The organism is Paenibacillus sp. DCT19 (genome assembly GCF_003268635.1).
Classification (GTDB): Bacteria; Bacillota; Bacilli; order Paenibacillales; family Paenibacillaceae; genus Paenibacillus.
The window spans coordinates 4778330-4796512 of the sequence record NZ_CP029639.1 but is presented as its reverse complement, the minus strand read 5'-3'; the positions used below and the strand labels follow the sequence as shown (position 1 = coordinate 4796512).

The 18183-nt window shown below is 42.9% G+C and carries 16 protein-coding genes; 14 read left to right on the top strand and 2 right to left on the bottom strand.

The genetic code is table 11. The annotated features are described in order from the left end of the window. The first annotated feature begins 89 nt into the window (after nt 1-89). From DMB88_RS21965 to DMB88_RS21955, 3 genes are read left to right on the top strand one after another with little or no spacing between them, the layout of a single operon-like run. Nucleotides 90-389 (top strand): hypothetical protein, encoded by a 300-nt coding sequence (locus DMB88_RS21965; protein WP_128103057.1) that lies wholly within the window; start codon nt 90-92, stop codon nt 387-389. A gap of 23 nt (nt 390-412) precedes the next feature. Beyond that, nucleotides 413-1069: a DUF2625 family protein gene (locus DMB88_RS21960; RefSeq protein WP_128103056.1), complete on the top strand. Its 657-nt coding sequence runs from the start codon at nt 413-415 to the stop codon at nt 1067-1069. 42 nt (nt 1070-1111) lie between these two features. Continuing rightward, nucleotides 1112-1567 (top strand): SMI1/KNR4 family protein, encoded by a 456-nt coding sequence (locus tag DMB88_RS21955; protein ID WP_128103055.1) that lies wholly within the window; start codon nt 1112-1114, stop codon nt 1565-1567. 21 nt (nt 1568-1588) lie between these two features. On the opposite strand, the gene DMB88_RS21950 is transcribed toward DMB88_RS21955, so the two are convergent. Then, nucleotides 1589-2932 carry an MFS transporter gene (locus DMB88_RS21950; protein ID WP_128103054.1) on the bottom strand — a complete coding sequence of 448 codons (1344 nt, stop codon included), beginning with the start codon at nt 2930-2932 and terminating at the stop codon, nt 1589-1591. A gap of 182 nt (nt 2933-3114) precedes the next feature. Between DMB88_RS21950 and DMB88_RS21945 the strand changes: the two genes are divergently transcribed. Then, nucleotides 3115-3840 (top strand): hypothetical protein, encoded by a 726-nt coding sequence (locus tag DMB88_RS21945; protein WP_128103053.1) that lies wholly within the window; start codon nt 3115-3117, stop codon nt 3838-3840. A 113-nt stretch (nt 3841-3953) separates the two neighbouring features. On the opposite strand, the gene DMB88_RS21940 is transcribed toward DMB88_RS21945, so the two are convergent. After that, nucleotides 3954-6605 carry a cation-translocating P-type ATPase gene (locus DMB88_RS21940; RefSeq protein ID WP_128103052.1) on the bottom strand — a complete coding sequence of 884 codons (2652 nt, stop codon included), beginning with the start codon at nt 6603-6605 and terminating at the stop codon, nt 3954-3956. 372 nt (nt 6606-6977) lie between these two features. Here DMB88_RS21940 and hcp point away from each other — a divergent pair, with 372 nt between their 5' ends. The 10 genes from hcp (at nt 6978) to DMB88_RS21890 (ending at nt 18046) form a co-directional block, all read left to right on the top strand. Beyond that, a complete protein-coding gene (hcp, locus tag DMB88_RS21935; protein WP_056701675.1) occupies nt 6978-8270 on the top strand; it encodes a hydroxylamine reductase in 1293 nt (430 codons plus the stop codon). Nucleotides 8271-8432: 162 nt separating this feature from the next. Then, a complete protein-coding gene (locus tag DMB88_RS21930) occupies nt 8433-11126 on the top strand; it encodes a tetratricopeptide repeat protein (protein ID WP_128103051.1) in 2694 nt (897 codons plus the stop codon). Between the two features lie 205 nt (nt 11127-11331). Further along, nucleotides 11332-11685: a hypothetical protein gene (locus DMB88_RS21925; protein ID WP_128103050.1), complete on the top strand. Its 354-nt coding sequence runs from the start codon at nt 11332-11334 to the stop codon at nt 11683-11685. Next, a complete protein-coding gene (locus tag DMB88_RS21920; RefSeq protein WP_128103049.1) occupies nt 11643-12554 on the top strand; it encodes a PTS sugar transporter subunit IIC in 912 nt (303 codons plus the stop codon). Before DMB88_RS21925 ends, DMB88_RS21920 begins: the two co-directional genes overlap by 43 nt. Nucleotides 12555-12928: 374 nt before the next feature. After that, entirely contained in the window at nt 12929-14554 is a 1626-nt protein-coding gene (locus DMB88_RS21910; protein ID WP_128103047.1) for a helix-turn-helix domain-containing protein, read from the top strand. Nucleotides 14555-14651: 97 nt separating this feature from the next. Next, the gene (locus DMB88_RS31480; protein WP_254438297.1) at nt 14652-14921 is read left to right on the top strand and encodes a hypothetical protein; all 270 of its coding nucleotides are present in this window, start codon (nt 14652-14654) and stop codon (nt 14919-14921) included. After that, a complete protein-coding gene (locus tag DMB88_RS21905; RefSeq protein WP_254438296.1) occupies nt 14897-15631 on the top strand; it encodes an ABC transporter substrate-binding protein in 735 nt (244 codons plus the stop codon). The genes DMB88_RS31480 and DMB88_RS21905 overlap by 25 nt, the downstream gene beginning before the upstream one ends. A gap of 1 nt (nt 15632) precedes the next feature. Continuing rightward, nucleotides 15633-16664: an NAD(P)/FAD-dependent oxidoreductase gene (locus DMB88_RS21900; protein WP_128103046.1), complete on the top strand. Its 1032-nt coding sequence runs from the start codon at nt 15633-15635 to the stop codon at nt 16662-16664. Nucleotides 16665-16921: 257 nt separating this feature from the next. Beyond that, a complete protein-coding gene (locus tag DMB88_RS21895) occupies nt 16922-17371 on the top strand; it encodes a V4R domain-containing protein (RefSeq protein WP_128103045.1) in 450 nt (149 codons plus the stop codon). 132 nt (nt 17372-17503) lie between these two features. Then, a complete protein-coding gene (locus DMB88_RS21890) occupies nt 17504-18046 on the top strand; it encodes a CueP family metal-binding protein (RefSeq protein WP_128103044.1) in 543 nt (180 codons plus the stop codon). The last annotated feature ends 137 nt before the right edge of the window (nt 18047-18183 follow it).

Sequence of the window (18183 nt, the reverse complement as noted above, 5' to 3'; positions counted from 1 at the left end):
GCTCTTGTTGTTTTTTTTTGGACAGAGATGAAAATGACGTGCACAGGTAATTGAATCTCGAAGTCGGAAGAGGAGGGGCATATTCCAGCATGAATGAAATTTTGAAGGTCGATAAACAGTACACCTCGCATCTTGTTCGGGCAATTGATGCCGTCAGAGCGTCGGAGCTGGCAAAGCATTGGAATGTAGATATTACGTGTTATCACATTCAGTTATCTCTGGAGGATGATACCAGGCAGTATGGCAAGCCCTATTATTCCGTATGGTTTTATCCCCATGAGATCACTCCGGATAATTGGATGGATGGTAGCTGGGAGGAAATAGACTTATGTGTGCATTTGGATTGTGAATGTGGTGAAGTATTGAGTATACACGGTGGTAGAAATTGAATCGCTAAAGGAGGAGTATCACGATGCAGAAATTATCGGTACATGAACTGTTGGATCTGGAGAACGATGCATGGCCTGAACTCAAGCAGCTATTGGAGGAAGGCAGCAACACGTATACCGTTATTCCAGCACAACGAAGTAAGGGGGAAGAGGCGATCTATGCCCTTCAAGTGAGCACAAAATCTTATCTAGGTGTTATAGCCTATGAAACAGGAGGAGTTCTGGTGGATCATGGCTGGATTACCCTGCTTGGCGCAGAGACAGAACAGATCGCAGGGAGCTTGACAAGTTGGAATGGGCTTACAGACCATCCCGCTGTAGAGGCTCTTGAAGGGATGCTGGTCGTTGCATATGATGTCGCTGGTGGATTTTTCGCATTAGATACAGGGAAGTTTGAAGGAAGCGGACACGTATACTATTTCGCACCAGATACGTTGGAATGGGAATCGACGGAACTTGCCTATTCAGGGTTTGTAAACTGGCTGGCGAATGGCGACCTGGAGCAGTTCTATCAGACATTTCGCTGGCAAGATTGGCAGAATGATATGAACCAGCTAGAGCAAGGACAGGTGTTTGCTTATTATCCGCCCCTATGGACGGAAGAAGGTGGAGGTAAGACAAGTCAAAAAACACCTGTTGCAATCACAGAAGCATGGAAAATAGCGTTAAGCGGGAGATAATTCATTTAAGTTAGCAAATATGATGCTGAAAGGTGTGAAGATATGAGTAAAGTTGATATTACTACCATACAGGACTATTACGGAGTTGTATTTCCGCAGGAATATTTGGATTTTCAGCAGACAAACAGCGGTAGTTCATTCAATCTCATGGAGAGCGGAGAGGTAACGGATTGGCAGATCCGCTTCTCTGAATTAGATGACCAGTTCATCACGAATAACATCCAGGTGGTAAATGATGTGAATCCTGATCCGAAGCGGATTATTCCAATCGCATGGAGTGTCAGCAGCGGTAATAACTATTTGCTAGATTATCGTAAACATTCAGCGTGTCCGGTTGTTTTACTTATGGAGCATGAAGAAGCAATGGTGCGGGAAGATGCCGAGAGTGAGACCGATACACCGGAGGAAGCTCAGCAGTTAATGGAGGAGAATGTAAGAGTGATTGCCGACAGCTTTGCGTCGTTTCTGGCAAAGCTGAGGGCATATCAAGCTCTCTAAAGAGGTTTCCCTTTGTTTACCCTAGGAATTGTTCGACACTAATGCGGGAGATGTAGGGCGGGATGCTCGATGGTGATAGATTACAAGCACTAGCGAAACCATAGCAACGATCAACAGACATCCATAGACATAGTGGTAAGCTTGTTCAACTGTAACGTGTGGAATCTTATGGAGCAACAAACCGCAAGCTGCAACAGATACCGAGCCGCCAAAGAACTGAACAAGCTGTAACAGACCCATCCCTGAACCAATCTGCGATTTGGGCAGGATACGTGATGCTTCGTTATTGAGTGATGACATGGACGCTGAAATTGCAGGAGAGAAAAATAAATAACCTGCTGTAATAACAAATGCCGATTGATGCAATCCAAGCATAAATAACGTAAGCACAGCGGCAAGCAACACATGCCCGATGATCAGAAAGCGCATATTGCCGTATTGATCAATCCAGCGGCCTATATACCGCGCCATAAATGCAGCAACGATAGCTCCAGGCGCAATGAGCAGTCCAATTGCCAGCGAAGAACGCGCGAACAGGTCGGCGAGCACAAGTGGCATGAGGAACAGATTGCCTAAGTTAACAATTAGGACGCAAAAGCCAATCATGACTAATCGTGTGTAACCTGGCACCTTAAAAACCTGTGGATTAATAAACGACAGCTTGGCTCTGCGAATATACAGAATGTGCACCACAAGAGATAGGACACCTAGCACAAACCATAAAAGCGACTGCTGGGTAATGGCGACCAATAATGTCACAGCGTTCAGTGTCGTTAGAATTGCACCTGTTGTATCAAAAGGCTGATCCGTCTTGGTCGTTTCGTTTGGCAGGAAATAGAGCAGCACAGGCAGTGCGAACAATACCAGCACGGTAATGGCAAAGAGCCCGTTCCAGCCCCAATATTCACTGATTAATCCACCGACGATTGGGCCAAGACCAAAGGCCATAGCGCTACCGGAGGAGATTAGAGCAATGGCAGCGCCTCTTCGTTCCAGTGGAATGTAGCGACTTGCGATGACGAGTCCTAAGCCTGCCATAACTCCTGCTCCAGCTGATTGCAGAATCCGAGTAAGCAATAACACGGCGAAGCTATGTGCAAACAGACCGAGTAAGGAAGACAGCCCTAGAATGAGCAAGCCAATGGTTAACAGCTTACGTACCGGAATCCGATCCGACAATCGGCTGTAGATTACCGTAGATAAAGCGTATCCGATGGAGTAGCTGGAAATGACCCAGGAACCTAAGTCAGACGTAATTTGCAGATCATGAATAATGATAGGTAGTGATACGTTAAACATCGTAGTATTCATCACCACAATGAACAGGCAGCATGTCCACAGTGGCATGACAATGTGATCTTTCATGTAATCCTTCCTGTCTATATGTTCGATATGGAACGATAAGTGCTCGTGATTTCATGCAGTCATATGCGTTCGTTATAACATTTTACGTTAGTGTATTGAATATGGCAATAATGTCATACGTGTTCGTGAGAGTTTCAGATTGAAATGCGACGAGCTATATAAGATAGAAGGAGTGGGCAGATGTGCCTGAATTGAAATTAGGTATCAAGCATATTATTCAACTCATTGTTCTGATTGTTGTGATCAGCATAGGTGTTCTGTTTTTTGTTATACTTCGCCCCTTGTTCTTCTCGTCCATTAGTGAGAAGCAGGCAGAAGCTATTGCTATTAAGTATGCCGCTGAAGAATATGATGAGGATGTGATCATTGATCGTGTTTTTCTCCATGGGGGATATCTCTCCTACCTCATTGATGGGCATTTTCAGAATGAGCATCAGACTTCATTTCGAATGCTAGTGGATGATGATAGCGGCAGGGTATCCGACTTTGAGTTTTCCAAAGACTATGCGAACATGCAGATGTTAGAACTTAATGATACATATGCAGAAGAATTGATAGCCAAAGGATACGAGGTGCCAGAGCGGTATGTCTCTAGCTATGGTGATACCTTTTTTGTAGCGTATAGCTGTGCTGAGTCGAAAGATTGTGATATTCATGAATTGCAGGTACGACTGCCTGACGGGAGTAGTCAAGATGAGATTGGTGCTTTTGGTGATCTGTACCGGTGGCAGAAGACGTTGCCTGTGCGGATCGATAGCATCTATGTTGATTCTCTAGAAGGTGAAGGAGTGTCCAGATGCCTTCGTCCCGATGCAAGTATAGAAAATCCAGATCATGGACAATCAGATCAATATGCGTGGATGGATTTCATAGAGCAAGGGGAGTGTACGAATCGGGGGGATAAATAATCTTTCCATACAAGGGATACCGCGTGAGTAACTTTGTAGGCAGACAGCGGGCTATATATCGTATTGTATAAAAAATAAACAGGCTCCCTTCTACGGAAGGAAGCCTGTTTCGGTTAAGCAACGCTTGTAGCTTTACCTCGATTACGAATCCATTTGATCAGATCCATCAGAATCACTGCGGCAAGGGCAAGCCCGCCAGCAATGAGGAATTCATACCAGCCAAATGCGTCTGGAATAGCGAAGATCCCACGTACCCCTGGAATCAACGTGATTCCATACAGACATAGGCATACAAAGATGGAGCCAAGCACCAATTTGTTCGTTGTGAAACCTACTTGAAAAATAGTCTGTGTATTAGAACGTGCCGCAAACGTCTGTAGACTACGTGCTAGAATCAGCGTTGTAAAGGCCATCGCCACACTGATCTCCTCAGAGATACCAAGTCCAATATACTGGGATATGATGACGGCAATCCCGATCAGAAGCCCGCGCGTAATAACAGCCTGCAGTGTTCCACCGGCAAAAATGCCTTCATTGATATCACGCGGTTTCCGCCGCATCACATCAGGTTCAGCTTTTTCAGTGCCTAGCGCAATGGCAGGTAGAGAGTCATTGACCAGGTTGATAAAGAGCAGCTGCAGAGCAGTGAAAGGATTAACCCAACCAACCACCAGTGCAAACAGGATCGCGATAATGGCACCTAGGTTACCAGCAAACAGGTACGCAATCGCCTTTTTGATATTATCAAATACCATCCGTCCCACACTGACCGCATTGACGATCGATACAAAATTATCATCCGTCAGAATCATAGCTGCGGCATCTTTGGCGACATCGGTTCCGCTTCCCATCGCGACTCCGATATCGGCCTGCTTCAAGGCAGGGGCATCGTTGACCCCGTCTCCAGTCATTGCAGCAATTTTGCCTTTACGTTGCCATGCACGTACAATACGGATTTTGTTTTCCGGCGATACCCTCGCATATACCGAAATTTGGTCTAACTTTTGATCCAGCTCCTCATCAGACATTTTGTCTAGTTCGCTGCCTGTGATAGCCAGATCATCCGGTTTGGCAAGTCCAATGTCGATACCAATTGCTTGAGCGGTTGTTTTATGGTCACCTGTGATCATAATCGTACGGATACCTGCCTTTTTGGACTCTTCAATAGAGCTGTATACCGCTTCACGGGGTGGATCAATCATAGCCGTTAGACCCACAAGGATCAGATCATGTTCATCTTCAGTGGTAACCTGCTTTTTGTCATCAAATCTCTTGTAGGCGTATGCCAAGACCCGGAATGCACGCTTGGAGAAGGCTTCGTTTTTCTCTTCGAATTGTGTACGAATTTCTGGTGTCAGCGGCTGAACTTCACCGTGAATAAACACATGGGTACAGCGGCTGAATAGAACATCAGGGCCACCCTTAGTCAACAGAGCAGTCTGTCCTTCAAACGTATGCACGGTACTCATTAATTTACGATCTGAATCGAAAGGAAGCTCGGCTTCACGTGGAAACTGATCACGAATTTCGTTGTAGTCCTTGTTCACTCGGTTACTAAAAGCAATGAGCGCAACCTCTGTCGGGTCACCTAGCTCCTTGCCTTCCTGGTTGATATTGGAGTCATTGCAGAGCACGGCAATATGTAATAAACGACGTTCCTCTTCAGACCACTCTTTCGGGTCATCGGGAAACTCTTCTTTGGTACCGTGCGGGATATAATAATCCACCACCGTCATTTTATTCTGGGTGAGGGTTCCGGTCTTGTCTGTGCAGATGATGCTAGCTGATCCGAGTGCTTCGACCGCAGGCAGACGACGAATGATGGCATGCTGTTTAGCCATTTTATTTGTTCCCAGTGATAGGACGATCGTTACGATGGAGGATAAAGCTTCGGGGATCGCTGCAACAGCAACGGCGACAGCAAACATTAGAGCATTAATAAACGATGGGCCAATGTTCTCTGTACCTTCCGTTAACCATACACGTCCTGCTTCAATGGCAAAGATCAGAATGGATAGGCCAAGAATGAAGAAACCTAGTTTTTTGCTAAATGCTTCTAGTTTGCGTTGCAACGGTGTTTCCTTTGCTTCAGCATTCTGGATGAGTTCAGCGATTTTACCGATTTCTGTTTGAAGTGCGGTACCTGTTACCACAAAGGTTCCTCGACCATACACGACGAGTGAGCCACTGAACGCCATATTACGTCGATCTCCGAGTGGAGCCTCTTCTGCAATGGCATCAGCATGTTTCTCCGCAGCTTCGGATTCTCCTGTTAACATACCTTCGTTAATTTTCAGGCTTCCTGATTCCAATATGCGACCGTCTGCTGGCACATAGTCTCCGGCATCAAGCAGAACGATATCACCCGGGACTAGCTCCCTAGCTGGAATTGTCCTTTTCTGACCATCCCGAATGACCTTCGCTTCTGGCGCTGACATTTGCCGTAAGGCATCAAGAGAGCTCTCTGCCTTCTTCGTCTGCACGACACTAATAACGGCATTCAGCAGAATGACGAGAAATATAATGAGTGATTCAATCAGATGCCCAAGCACAATCTGTACCGCAGCAGCGATGAGCAGGACAATAACCATGGGGTCTTTGAAATTCTCAATAAACAGCTTCCACACAGGTGTGGCGTCTTTTCCTTTTATCTCATTGTATCCAACGGTTTCAAGTCTTTTGGTTGCTTCAGAGGTCGTGAGTCCGTTCTGTGAACTCTGTACTTCATCAAGCGTCTCCTCTGTACTGTGTCTATAATGTTCCAATGGACCAGCTCCTTACGTATGGATTTCTCTGTTTATATAACCCTGTAGAATGAATAGAATCAGTGAATCCCATCCCATTTTCAGATATTTGCAGAACAAAGTGTAGACACGGCGTGACTAGAAAAATTAAACGGGTTTAGATTTTTTTGCTGCCTACCTTAACGTATAATTTCCGACGGGATTCAATCTCATTCGCTTGGTTAGCATTACGCTTCGAAATGAATGGGGTTGCACTTATTTTCGCAATATTCTATTTGGAAAGTTACAGAAGTTGGAAGATTCCGGAACTGTGTTCTTAATCACACTTGCACCATGAAGTCTCTGCTAGGCTTGTTATTAATGAGTTGTTACCAAGTTTGGAGGGAACGATATATGTTTTGTTATCAGTGTGAACAGACGCCTAGTGGGGGTTGTACCGTCGTTGGGGTATGTGGAAAAAATGAAACAGTAGCCAGTTTGCAGGATACGATGATCTTTGCTTTAAAAGGAATTGCCGCTTATGCCACGCATGCACGGCAGTTGGGATATACCGATCCTGAAGTAGATCGGATTACGCATGAAGCCTTATACATGACACTAACGAATTCCAATTTTAATGTTCAAGAGCATATTGATATGGCAATGCAAGTGGGTAATGCGGCTATTCGCATTATGGATGTGCTGGATCGGGCGCACACAGAACGCTTCGGTATTCCGCAGCCCATCACGGTTAGTCAGAATCAGATTGAAGGACATTGTATTGTAGTGACAGGACATAATCTGTATGCTCTGGAGGAGCTGCTGCGGCAGACCGAGGGGAAAGGCATCAACATTTATACGCATTCCGAGATGTTGCCAGCACACGGTTATCCTGCACTGAAGAAGTATGCGCATTTGAAAGGAAATATCGGTAAGGCTTGGTATGATCAGCGTAGACTGTTCGAACAGTTCCCTGGAGCTATTCTGGCGACAACAAACTGTGTAATGCCGATTAAAGGAACGTATGCAGATCGCTTCTTCTCCTACGAAGTTGCCGGATTGGAAGGCGTTGAGAAGGTAGAGAACGATGATTTCTCACGCTTAATTGAGCGAGCTTTGTCATTGCCTGTAGCAAACGTACAATCGGAACAGGTACTAACTACGGGGTATCACCATGAAACAGTCATCGGACTGGCACCGGAGATTATCCAAGCAGTCAAAGATGGACATATCCGCCGATTCTTCGTCATCGCAGGCTGTGATGCACCAGGTAAAGGCGGCAACTATTACCGGGAGTTGGCAACATCTCTGCCGAATGATACGGTAATCCTAACAACCTCCTGCGGTAAATTCCGCTTCAATGATGTGGATTATGGCACTGTAGGTGATACCGGTATTCCCCGTTATATCGATCTGGGGCAATGTAATAACTCCGGTTCTACAGTAAAAATCGCTATGGCATTAGCTGATGCTTTCGGTTGTAGCGTGAATGAATTGCCTGTCAGCATTGTGCTGTCATGGTTCGAACAGAAGGCTGTTGCGATCTTGCTGGGCTTGTTCAGCTTAGGCATTCAGGATATTCGCATTGGACCGAAGCCGCCGGAGTTCATCTCGTCAGGAGTATTGGAAGTGTTGGTAGAGATGTTTGGCCTGAAACTCATTACAACTGCTGAAGAAGACATGAATGCAATGCTGGCACTGTCTTAATGATATATCTCTAATAAAAGTTGCAAATAGCCTGAAAGAATTGGGCTATTTGCAATTTTTAATAAGCACAGAGTACAAGTGAAATATATTGCTACTGCATTTTTTTTCGTGATAGGATGAGATGACATGACATGACATGAAACGAAAATTGGGAGTGATATTGTGAATACTTATCCAGAGTTGAAGGGAATTAATAAAATTATCTATCAGCATGTAGAATCTATACTAAAAAAAATTAATCAGCGAATCCATTTTAGGTTATTTGCTATAGCTTCGGCAGAAGGGACCTCTGATAAGATTTATAGAGTCAAGAAGAGTATTTCAACTGCAACTAAATTGCCAAAAGGAATAAATCCCAGATATGAATATATAAATGATTCAATGCAAGACATAACTCAAGTGTACAAAGAATTAGGACTTAGAAAAGAAATGTCATTATCAAGTGATAAACTACAAGATTTAATTAAATCTAGTCAAAAATACTATTTACATAATGATACGGGATTACAAAATCAAGTCACAACATCTTCCAAAAAATCTGATGTCTCTTTGAAAAAAAACTCTTATAGGGAGTTTGTAGAAGTTAACCAGATGCTTTACGCAGGACTGTTTGTAGTTAATAATGGACAGGCAAGCAGCCAATACGAAATAGTTTATTTATTGGAAATCAGAAATTTGGAGCAGAATGTTCAAGATATTTATTACAACAAACCAGGACTTTCAATTATTCGAATGTTGTTGGATTATTTTTTCTTAGACTTTTTTGCCGACAGTAGGTTAAAACTAGTATCTCAATCTGAGATTTCTACAGAAAAAATATTGAGCAAGAAGTACAATGAAGATGAGCTTCAATTTATGAGAAGAGTAGTTCGATTATTTTTTGGGAAAATGCAAACGATACTCAAATACGGTGAAAGCTATGAAATTGAGCATCAAAATAAACTTAGAAGTGAATATTATATTAATAACTTATTGGACAAAATTGATGATATATCCACAAAGACATATGAGGGAGCCAATCCATTCGGCTCCATATTGTTTCTAGAGAAATCAGAGATTGAGAATCAAAAGCAGACTGGCTCAGTGAAATTTTCGATTAAGTTTAAAGCAGATGATTTAATAAGTTTAGAGGATGCTAAACGAATTAGAAAATTACTCGAACTAACAAATATTGAGAAACATCTGTATCTGATTTCAGATGGTGATCATGTGTATGGTCTAGGAGAGGTTCAGTGGCCCAGATTAATGGGGAAATTCCACTTTCGGATCGATTTCAAAGGTATATCTAAATATAGTCTTAGCTATATTAATTTTACTGAGCATCTTTCTAATGAGGGTCAACTTATTGTTGATGAGGGACAGCTAGTTTATCGTTCAAATAATGATCTTAGAATGAAAGATGATATGTTAGTATCTGTTATTTTCAAGAATCCAAAGCTTGGGGAGGAAGGATACACATCAGAACGCATGATATCTATCATCCAAGAACAATTTAAAGATGAGAATTCATCTTTAATGGATGAAAGTGTATTTAATTTGGAGCAGGTGATACGAAAGGCTCGTGAGCAGCATCATGGAACAATGGTGGTTATTACTGATCGTGCTACAGCAGATGAAGAACTTGTTAAATTAAAGAAACAGTCTACATTAATCGAGCCCACAATAGTTGATCCCAATCACATCAAGTTTTTGACAGCTATTGATGGCGCAATTTATTTTGATACGAGCGGAGAATGTCATGCAATTGGCGTTATACTCGATGGTATCGCTCAAGAGAGGCAAGGGGATGCTAGCCGTGGAGCAAGATATAATTCTGCTTATCGCTACTATTCAAAATTAGAGGGATTCGGAAAAAAATGTATTATTGTCATTATATCAGAAGATGGAATGATCGATGTGATCCCCTCATTGGATGATGGAGAGCAAGTACTCACATTGATAGAGGAGATGGTTGATTTTCTGGATCAAGAACATGAAAAATCAGAATTTGATGATCTCTTCAATGAGAAAGAGAAAGAGTTGAGTAAACTTAAAGTTTCTGATTTTCATTGTTATTTTACACTGGCTAGAAAGTTAGAATCAAAAGAGAAATATGATAAGGCAAGAGTTTATTTTGATAAAGCTTTTGATATTGCCGGAAATTCTTTCATACCAGCGAAGTATTACAACTGGCAAGGTTTATGCTACTTCTCATTAGGACACTTCTCGGAAGCTGCTGGTATTTTCGAGACTGCAATTAGCCTTGATGATGTAGATGACAAGCCATTCTACTACGCGAATGCCGCTAGGGCATATGGCAAGATGGCTGAAGGATTGAATAAAACTGAAAATAAAAAAATGCTCTTTAAGAGCTTAGGTCTATATGAACAGGCTACTAATAATTCTAATTTGAGTAATCATGTGAAAGCTAATCTAAGTGATTGGTATAATAGTAAAGGTCTAACCTACTATTTATTAATTAAAGAAACTAAGGATGAGGTAGAAAGAATGAGTATGCTACAAAAAGAAATTAATTCATACTCGACTGCGATAGAGATAGACCCAGATGATGATGTTTTATACTTGAACAGAGCGGAAAGTTATAAAGTATTAGGGGATAAAATTGGTGAGGTCAAAGACCACGTTCGAGCCTATCTTTTGAACCCAGAAAATGCAGATAGTATTAAAGAAATAGATGAAATACTTACAGGAAACACAAATATTTTATCAGAAGTTTCCAGGTTATATTCTGATTTGTTAGCTGATGAGAAAGTTCAACCAAATGATGAGTTAGAGAGAATGATTTTAAAAATTGAGGGGCATAGAGAAGTTATATCAACCAAGTTGGAGGTGGCAACTGGTACTGAGAAAAGCTAATTTTTGCTTGAAAGGATAGCATTATTGAGAGCCCACAAGTACGTGGGCTTTTTCTTTCCTTATAATTCATTTCACCTAGGTACATACTCAGATGCGCAATTATAATTGGTTTATTTATCCTATTGTGATTTATTTGTGGAAATGGATATATAGATAGAGGACTTAAATAACTCGGTTTACCGTTGTAAGAGGAGAAGATATATTCATGAATCACAGGCAAGTTGTATTAGACATTCTGCAAATTACAGGAGGGGAGGACAATATTAGAGGCGCAGAGCATGAACTAACGGCAATCACACTGGTGCTGAAAGATCGGACTCAGGCGGACTTTTCTATTCTCTCTACGAAACAGTTTACAGCCAATATTCGCCTTGAAGGTCAACGATGCCGGATCGAATTAGAATCAGAAAGCGTAGCATTAGATGTATTCAACACCCTTACGGGCAGCTATTATGTACATAAGATTGAGGATGGAGAACAGGAAACAGGCTTGAGGCAAAGAGATCCTTTTCAGTTTTGCATTTTATATCCGATGTATTTAGACCATTACTGCCCGTGATTCTTGGGGCGGGGCTTATTAAGGTCCTGTTGGGCATCATTCTACTACTGAATCAACTCATATCCGATGATCCGATGTTGACGGATGAGCCTATATTCAATTTGCTGAGCATGATCGCAAATACCCCGGTATATCTACTACCTGTGCTAATCGCCGTTAGCACGGCTTACCGATTGAGAAGCAATGTGTATGTGGCTGCTACAATCGGAGGATTCATGTTCTACCCTGAGGTTGCCATGTGGTTAAACGGTGAGAAACCAGCTCGTTTGTTTGGTATCACAATGGTTCCACAACCTTCCTTCTATGCCGCAGTTCCATGGGTTATTTTAGCTGTATGGGCAGCATCACATCTGGAAAGAAAAATAGACCGCAGGGTACCTAAGGCATTTCAAGGGATAGCGGGTTCTGTATTAAGCTTAGGTATTATTGTGCCACTCATGTTAGTGATTCTAAGTTTCGTAGGAAAGTTCGTGGATGAGGTTGGAGCAGATTGGATCAGCTCACTAGTGGAGTCTTCCCCTGTAGTTGGCGTAATGTTGTTGGGCATCATCTTCTCCCTGATGTATGTTGCTGGACTACACTACTGGCTTTTGCCAATCCTCATAATGGAGTTGACTTATAATGGGTACTCTATTGTACTTCCTGCCATGTTAGCTGCTATGATTGGACATGCGGGTGCAGCGCTGGCAGTTGCCCTTCGAAGCAGAAAGGGTGAAACGAAAAGAATAGCCATATGGTCTACGATCGTCGCCGTTCTGGGTGTTCCTGAACCTGCGCTTTACGCAGTGAATATGAGGATGAGAGTAGCCTTTTATTCGGCACTACTGGGTGGAGCTGTAGGGGATTGTATATGGGACTTACATCTGTGAAAGCTTTTTTCCTCACAAATAGCCTAGGCAGTGTGCTCCAGATTCCATTGTTCATAGAAGAAGGCTCATTGAATGTATTGCATGCTTGCATAGGATTGGCAGTATCCTTTGTAGTAGCAGGTGCATTGACTTATTGGTTAGCTGGAAGAATGTCTAAATCCGTTCAGCATTAATTTATAGTAGTACCCATAGGATTGTATAACCCCGCGCCGACATGGTGTGGGGTTTTCATGTATACTGTGATTCAATGAGCTAAATTTCGAGATTGCTAAGGTTGTGCGATAAAGGAGAGGCGTAATGAACAGTATTAACAAGTTAATAGTCAAGATGCAGTACATAAAGAATAATATGGGCGTATATGCCCTGCACTCGTTATGAATCCAGCAGAACAGGGGTGGATTGCGGAATGGCATTCTACTAAACCACTAACGGACAAATGGATTGCAACAGGTGAACTGCATTATTTTCATCATCATGCGTTCATTCTTATTGTTGATGGCAAAGCCACTTGGAGTATCAGCGGTCAGAAGGTTCATGTGTCCTACGGACAACTGATTGCATTACAACAAGATTCGGTAATTGAAGTTGTAGATGGTGGAAATATGGATCTGGCGGGATGGCTTGTGGAGTTCAATACCTATTTCATCATACATGATGAGGGGCGTATGGCTACTTTTGATTGGAAAACTCCTACAAGTCTCTCTTACCAATCTGTACAGTTAATGGCTGGAGACTTGGCGAGAATCAGTCAGCACATGAATGCAGGATCGTCCGCGAAGCATGCGCGATGGGTAAGCAAACAGCTCCTCATACACGAACTGCTAAATGTTGTATATGAGAACCAGCCAAGCGAAGAGCAGACCGTTGAACAGGGGCTTCTTCGTTCCATTGCTCATATGACTAGTCATTATGATGAGAATATTACCCGCAATCAATTGGCTCAGATTGCAGGACTAAGTCCATGGCATTATTCCCGCAAGTTCAGCGAACGTTATGGTAAGCCACCGCTAGATTATCTGACGCATTACCGAATGTATCGAGCTCAGGAAGAACTGATATTAACCACCGAAACATCACAGAATATAGCCAAAAAGGTAGGCTATGAGGATGCCCACTATTTCAGTCGTAGATTCAAACAATTTGCTGGCACGTCTCCTCGAAGTTATATCACAACCTTATCAGAACGTAAAATTGTATGTCTTTCCCCACTCTGTGCCGAAGTACTCATCGGAATAGGCATAATACCATATGCCGTTGTCGTCGTACCGCTGCTAGTACCACCCGATCAGCATGAACTTTTTGTATCTCACGGTATACGTATATTGCCAACTTCTCAATATGAATTGAATGTGGAACTAATCCAACAAGAGCAGCCAGAGATGATTATTGGCAATGTGTGGGCGGATGAATTGAAGCAGAGCCTGCGCACAATTGCACCACTAATTACGGGACTGAAAATGGATGCCGAGATTCTACTACAGCAGTTAGCAGCTATTTTTCATAAACAAGAGGAAGCTGCTGCCATTCATATGCGGATGAAAGATTCAGTGAGTTCGGCACGGCAGCAATTGCAAGAAACTATCCAAGCTTCTGCGAAAGTTATGGTATTGCGTGTGGAACCATTTGGATATCGCTATTTAGGAGGTTATTCGCACGGGGTGTCCAGATTACTCTACCAGCAGCTTGGTTTAACTCTTCCAGACTCCTTGCAGGCTGGAGAAGCCTGGTTCAATCCTTGCTCAATCGAACAATTGAAAATGGCTGATCCGGATATTCTGTTTGTGGAGAAACGTGTCATGGAACATTTCAATGCGGAAGAGAGCATGAATTATTTAACGAGTACTCCGGCATGGAATGGATTAAAGGCTGTGAGGAATAATCGGGTATTTTACGTGGATACTCGCTTGTGGGTGGATGGATATGGACTCATCGGGCATACTCAGATATTGCATCAGATCATGGAGAAGTTGACGAATATTGATCACGCTGGAGCACAATAATCCATTCGGATACGCACGATTCACTATGGAAGAGCCGCTTCTTATTTGATAACATCTGATAATAATAATCATTATCAATATAAGGGGCGAGTACATCATGTTACCAGGATTGAAGAATTTGAGGTTTGGCGTTTTGCTGGTGGTATTAAGTTTGATATTAGCCGCGTGTTCCAATGGAACTACGGATGAGACTGCAACGGTGGGAGAAGAAACAGAGGTAAGTACAACCAAAGTTATTCAGGATCAGTTTGGAGAAGTAACCATTCCGACTGAGCCTAAAAATATGCTTGTGCTTGATTCCATTTATGCTGAGTTTTTAATTGAAATGGGTGTTACCCACAGATGGTGGTCTTTGTACCAGAGATAGAGCCAGACTATCGAGCACCTTATTTTGAGGAACATGGCGTGCAGATGGTGCAATCTGAGCAATATCAATTTAACTATGAACAACTGCTTGGACTAGCTCCGGATTTAATCATTATGAGGGGTGCGGGGATGGAGCAAGCTGTGTATGATGAACTATCAAAAATTGCGCCAACGCTAGCTATGGATACCAACTATGAGATGAATCTGGCTATGCCGAAGCTGGCCGCGATCTTCAATAAGACCGAGGAAGCCAACCAGTTATTAGTCGAATTCGATGAGAAGGCGAAGCTGGCTAGAGAGAAAATTGCCAATGGCATCGGAGACAAAACGGTTCTAGTGCTTCGAGTGGAAAGTGACCGTTATCGTTTCATGGGTCCCAAAGCGGCCAATAGCAGTGTGTTTTTCTATGATACATTGGGACTGAATAGCCCAGAGGTTATCAAAGATTCGGATGTCTGGTTTAATCCATTCTCACTCGAATTTCTCAGTGAAATGAATCCTGACTATATTTTCTTAGAAGACAGATCTTTGAAAGGCTATGATACGAAGCAGTCGATGGAAAACTTGAAAGAAAGCATTGTGTGGACGAACCTGGATGCGGTAAAAAATGATCGTGTGTACCCACTGAAAACGAGTGATTTTACATCAGGCGTAGGGCCAATCGGTTCCGTCAAACTGATGGATTATGTGGTTGAAAAGTTGGTGCCTTAAGATGAAAAAACAGCAATTAGTGGATATTTATGATGTTACTATTGTCGGTGGTGGGCCAGCGGGAATGTATGCCGCATTTTATAGTGGAATGCGAGCAATGCGCACCAAAATTATAGAGGCTAAAGCGGAACTAGGCGGATTTATGCGCACATATCCAGAGAAGATGATTTGGGATGTGGGCGGAGTAGAGCCTGTTCGGTGCGAGCAATTGATTAATTCTTTGGAGAAACAGGCGAAGACGTTTGATCCAACGATTGTGTTTGGACAGGAAATAGCGGGGATGGAAAAACGTGAGGATGGTGTATTTGTACTTACTAGCAAAACGGGAGAGCAACACTATACACGTACAATTCTGCTATGTGCTGGTAGAGGCATGACTCAGATCCAGAAACTTGATATCGAGGGCGCCAACCGCTATGAACTCACCAATCTTCATTATACAATTACGGATCTATCCAGATTCGCCGGGAAACGTGTTCTAATCTCTGGTGGGGGCAATTCTGCGATTGACTGGGCGAACGAAATGATGGGTTTGGCAGGGGAAGTAATTGTAGTACACAGACGCCATGAATTTGCGGGGCATGAGGAACCTGTAGCCCAGATGAAAGCTTTTGCTCAAGTGATGACACCGTACCGCATCTCTCGACTATACGGTGCAGGGGACAAAATTGATTGTGTTGAACTTGCTCATATGGAGAGCGGGGAGATCAAACAAATTGAAGTGGATGAGGTAGTCGTAAGTCATGGTTATGATCGTGATTTTGGCAACCTGGTACAGTGGGGACTCGAGCGGGAAGATTACGGAGTAACCGTTGATCCAAACATGCGTACCAGTATACCTGGTGTCTTTGGAGCAGGTGATTTTATTACTTATCAAAGTAAAGTTCGCTTGATTGCCGGGGCTTTTACCGATGCCGTACTTGCCGTGAACAGTGCTAGCAACTATCTGGACCCGACAGCTACACATACGGCGGGGGTATCCTCGCATAATGTTCGGTTCTATGAGAAAAATAAAGCTCTCTCCAACAGGTAGACGGGCTGATCGAGCTGATATTATGGAATAATCACATCTATGGAGACATATGAAGACCAACCATTATCCTTGCCAACGTCGAGATGTTCTTGACGGCTGGTAAGGTTTTTTTATTATTCGTATTTGGCTGATCTTATTACCGAATCGTAGGTTAGATTTTATTGAAGACTTGGCATGTATTATTGATTCAAATCAAGGCAGAGCATGGCCTCTTCTGTCAGTATAGAGCTACAGATCATTACTGGGAGGTCATAACGATGTTGGATTATACGTTTGACGATATGAAACTAATAAATCGCGACAAGCTAGGCAGCATGGTACCACTCGAGCTGTTTCGTACCATCCGTTTAATTGGATTGAACCAAGGGCTGCCGATGGGAGGCAGAAGCACAACATTAACGATTGGGCGTAAAATTGGAGAGAATCTCCCTGTACATACGGTTGAAGAGTTGCTGCAACTGTTTGAGGATTTACGGATTGGCATTCCCAGGATTTTGCACCAAGAGGAACATAAGATGATTGTTGCAGTGGATGACTGTTTCTGCAAAGGGCTGCCAACTCTGGAAGAAGAAAAACTGGTCTGTGATCTTGAGGGAGCAATTCTTGAGGGTGCACTGACGAAGATGATGCAGCGTAGAGTTACCGTGAAGGAAACGAAATGTAATGTGAGTGGACACGAGCACTGTGAATATGAGATCAGAATGTAGATTAACATAATCAATTTTCAGGCGATGAGTTATACATATATGTGAATATCTGGTGAAATCCTTGCTGTATAAGTCCGTGGTAATCCATTCTCTATTATACTTAATGAAAATGGACGAGGAGATGGACTCCAGATGAAAAAAACAATGTGGATCATGGCAAGTATAGTGGTTGTGATGGTGTTAGGAACCTATCTAGTTGCAACCAACACTGGCAGGGAAGAGGCAGGTACAGTGAATGCGACCAATGTTAGAAAATTGGTTGAAGATATCAGTACGGGTAAAGAGTCGCCTGTGTCTGCCTCTATTGATGCTAAACAATTAATAGTCACAGATCAAGATAAACACACGACAACCTATGATTTGCCTCAGGATGACTTCTTTCTGTCCATTGCGCCTTATGTGGCGCAGACGCATCCCTGTGAAATTCATAGCCTGACCGGTTGTCAGGGGGAAATGATCAACGAGCAGTTTAGTGTAACGATTCATGATTCTGAGGGTAACAGCTTCATGAAGGAATCTGTAATGAAGTCAGGTGCCAACGGATTTATGGATATGTGGCTGCCGAGAGATCGAACCTATCTCATTCGTGTCGTTCATAATGGAAAAGTTGCGGAGACTCAGTTGTCTACATATGAAAAGGATAATACGTGCATCACAACAATGCAGCTAAGTTAAAACATGCTTGTATATCTAAGGAGAGAGGATAGCTCAAGAGCAGATCCTTTTTCTTTTTGTTCAGATCACCCCAAACACATGGCAATCCCATTGACAAAATAGTACAGGTAGGGGATAATCCAATAGTGATAATGATA

Bases quoted from the DNA above. Each gene is read 5' to 3' on its own strand.
- DMB88_RS21965 (WP_128103057.1), top strand. From the start codon at position 90: ATGAATGAAATTTTGAAGGTCGATAAACAGTACACCTCGCATCTTGTT.
- DMB88_RS21960 (WP_128103056.1), top strand. From the start codon at position 413: ATGCAGAAATTATCGGTACATGAACTGTTGGATCTGGAGAACGATGCA.
- DMB88_RS21955 (WP_128103055.1), top strand. From the start codon at position 1,112: ATGAGTAAAGTTGATATTACTACCATACAGGACTATTACGGAGTTGTA.
- DMB88_RS21950 (WP_128103054.1), bottom strand. From the start codon at position 2,932: ATGAAAGATCACATTGTCATGCCACTGTGGACATGCTGCCTGTTCATT.
- hcp (WP_056701675.1), top strand. From the start codon at position 6,978: ATGTTTTGTTATCAGTGTGAACAGACGCCTAGTGGGGGTTGTACCGTC.
- DMB88_RS21925 (WP_128103050.1), top strand. From the start codon at position 11,332: ATGAATCACAGGCAAGTTGTATTAGACATTCTGCAAATTACAGGAGGG.
- DMB88_RS21910 (WP_128103047.1), top strand. From the start codon at position 12,929: ATGAATCCAGCAGAACAGGGGTGGATTGCGGAATGGCATTCTACTAAA.
- DMB88_RS31480 (WP_254438297.1), top strand. From the start codon at position 14,652: ATGTTACCAGGATTGAAGAATTTGAGGTTTGGCGTTTTGCTGGTGGTA.
- DMB88_RS21905 (WP_254438296.1), top strand. From the start codon at position 14,897: ATGGTGGTCTTTGTACCAGAGATAGAGCCAGACTATCGAGCACCTTAT.
- DMB88_RS21900 (WP_128103046.1), top strand. From the start codon at position 15,633: ATGAAAAAACAGCAATTAGTGGATATTTATGATGTTACTATTGTCGGT.
- DMB88_RS21895 (WP_128103045.1), top strand. From the start codon at position 16,922: ATGTTGGATTATACGTTTGACGATATGAAACTAATAAATCGCGACAAG.
- DMB88_RS21890 (WP_128103044.1), top strand. From the start codon at position 17,504: ATGAAAAAAACAATGTGGATCATGGCAAGTATAGTGGTTGTGATGGTG.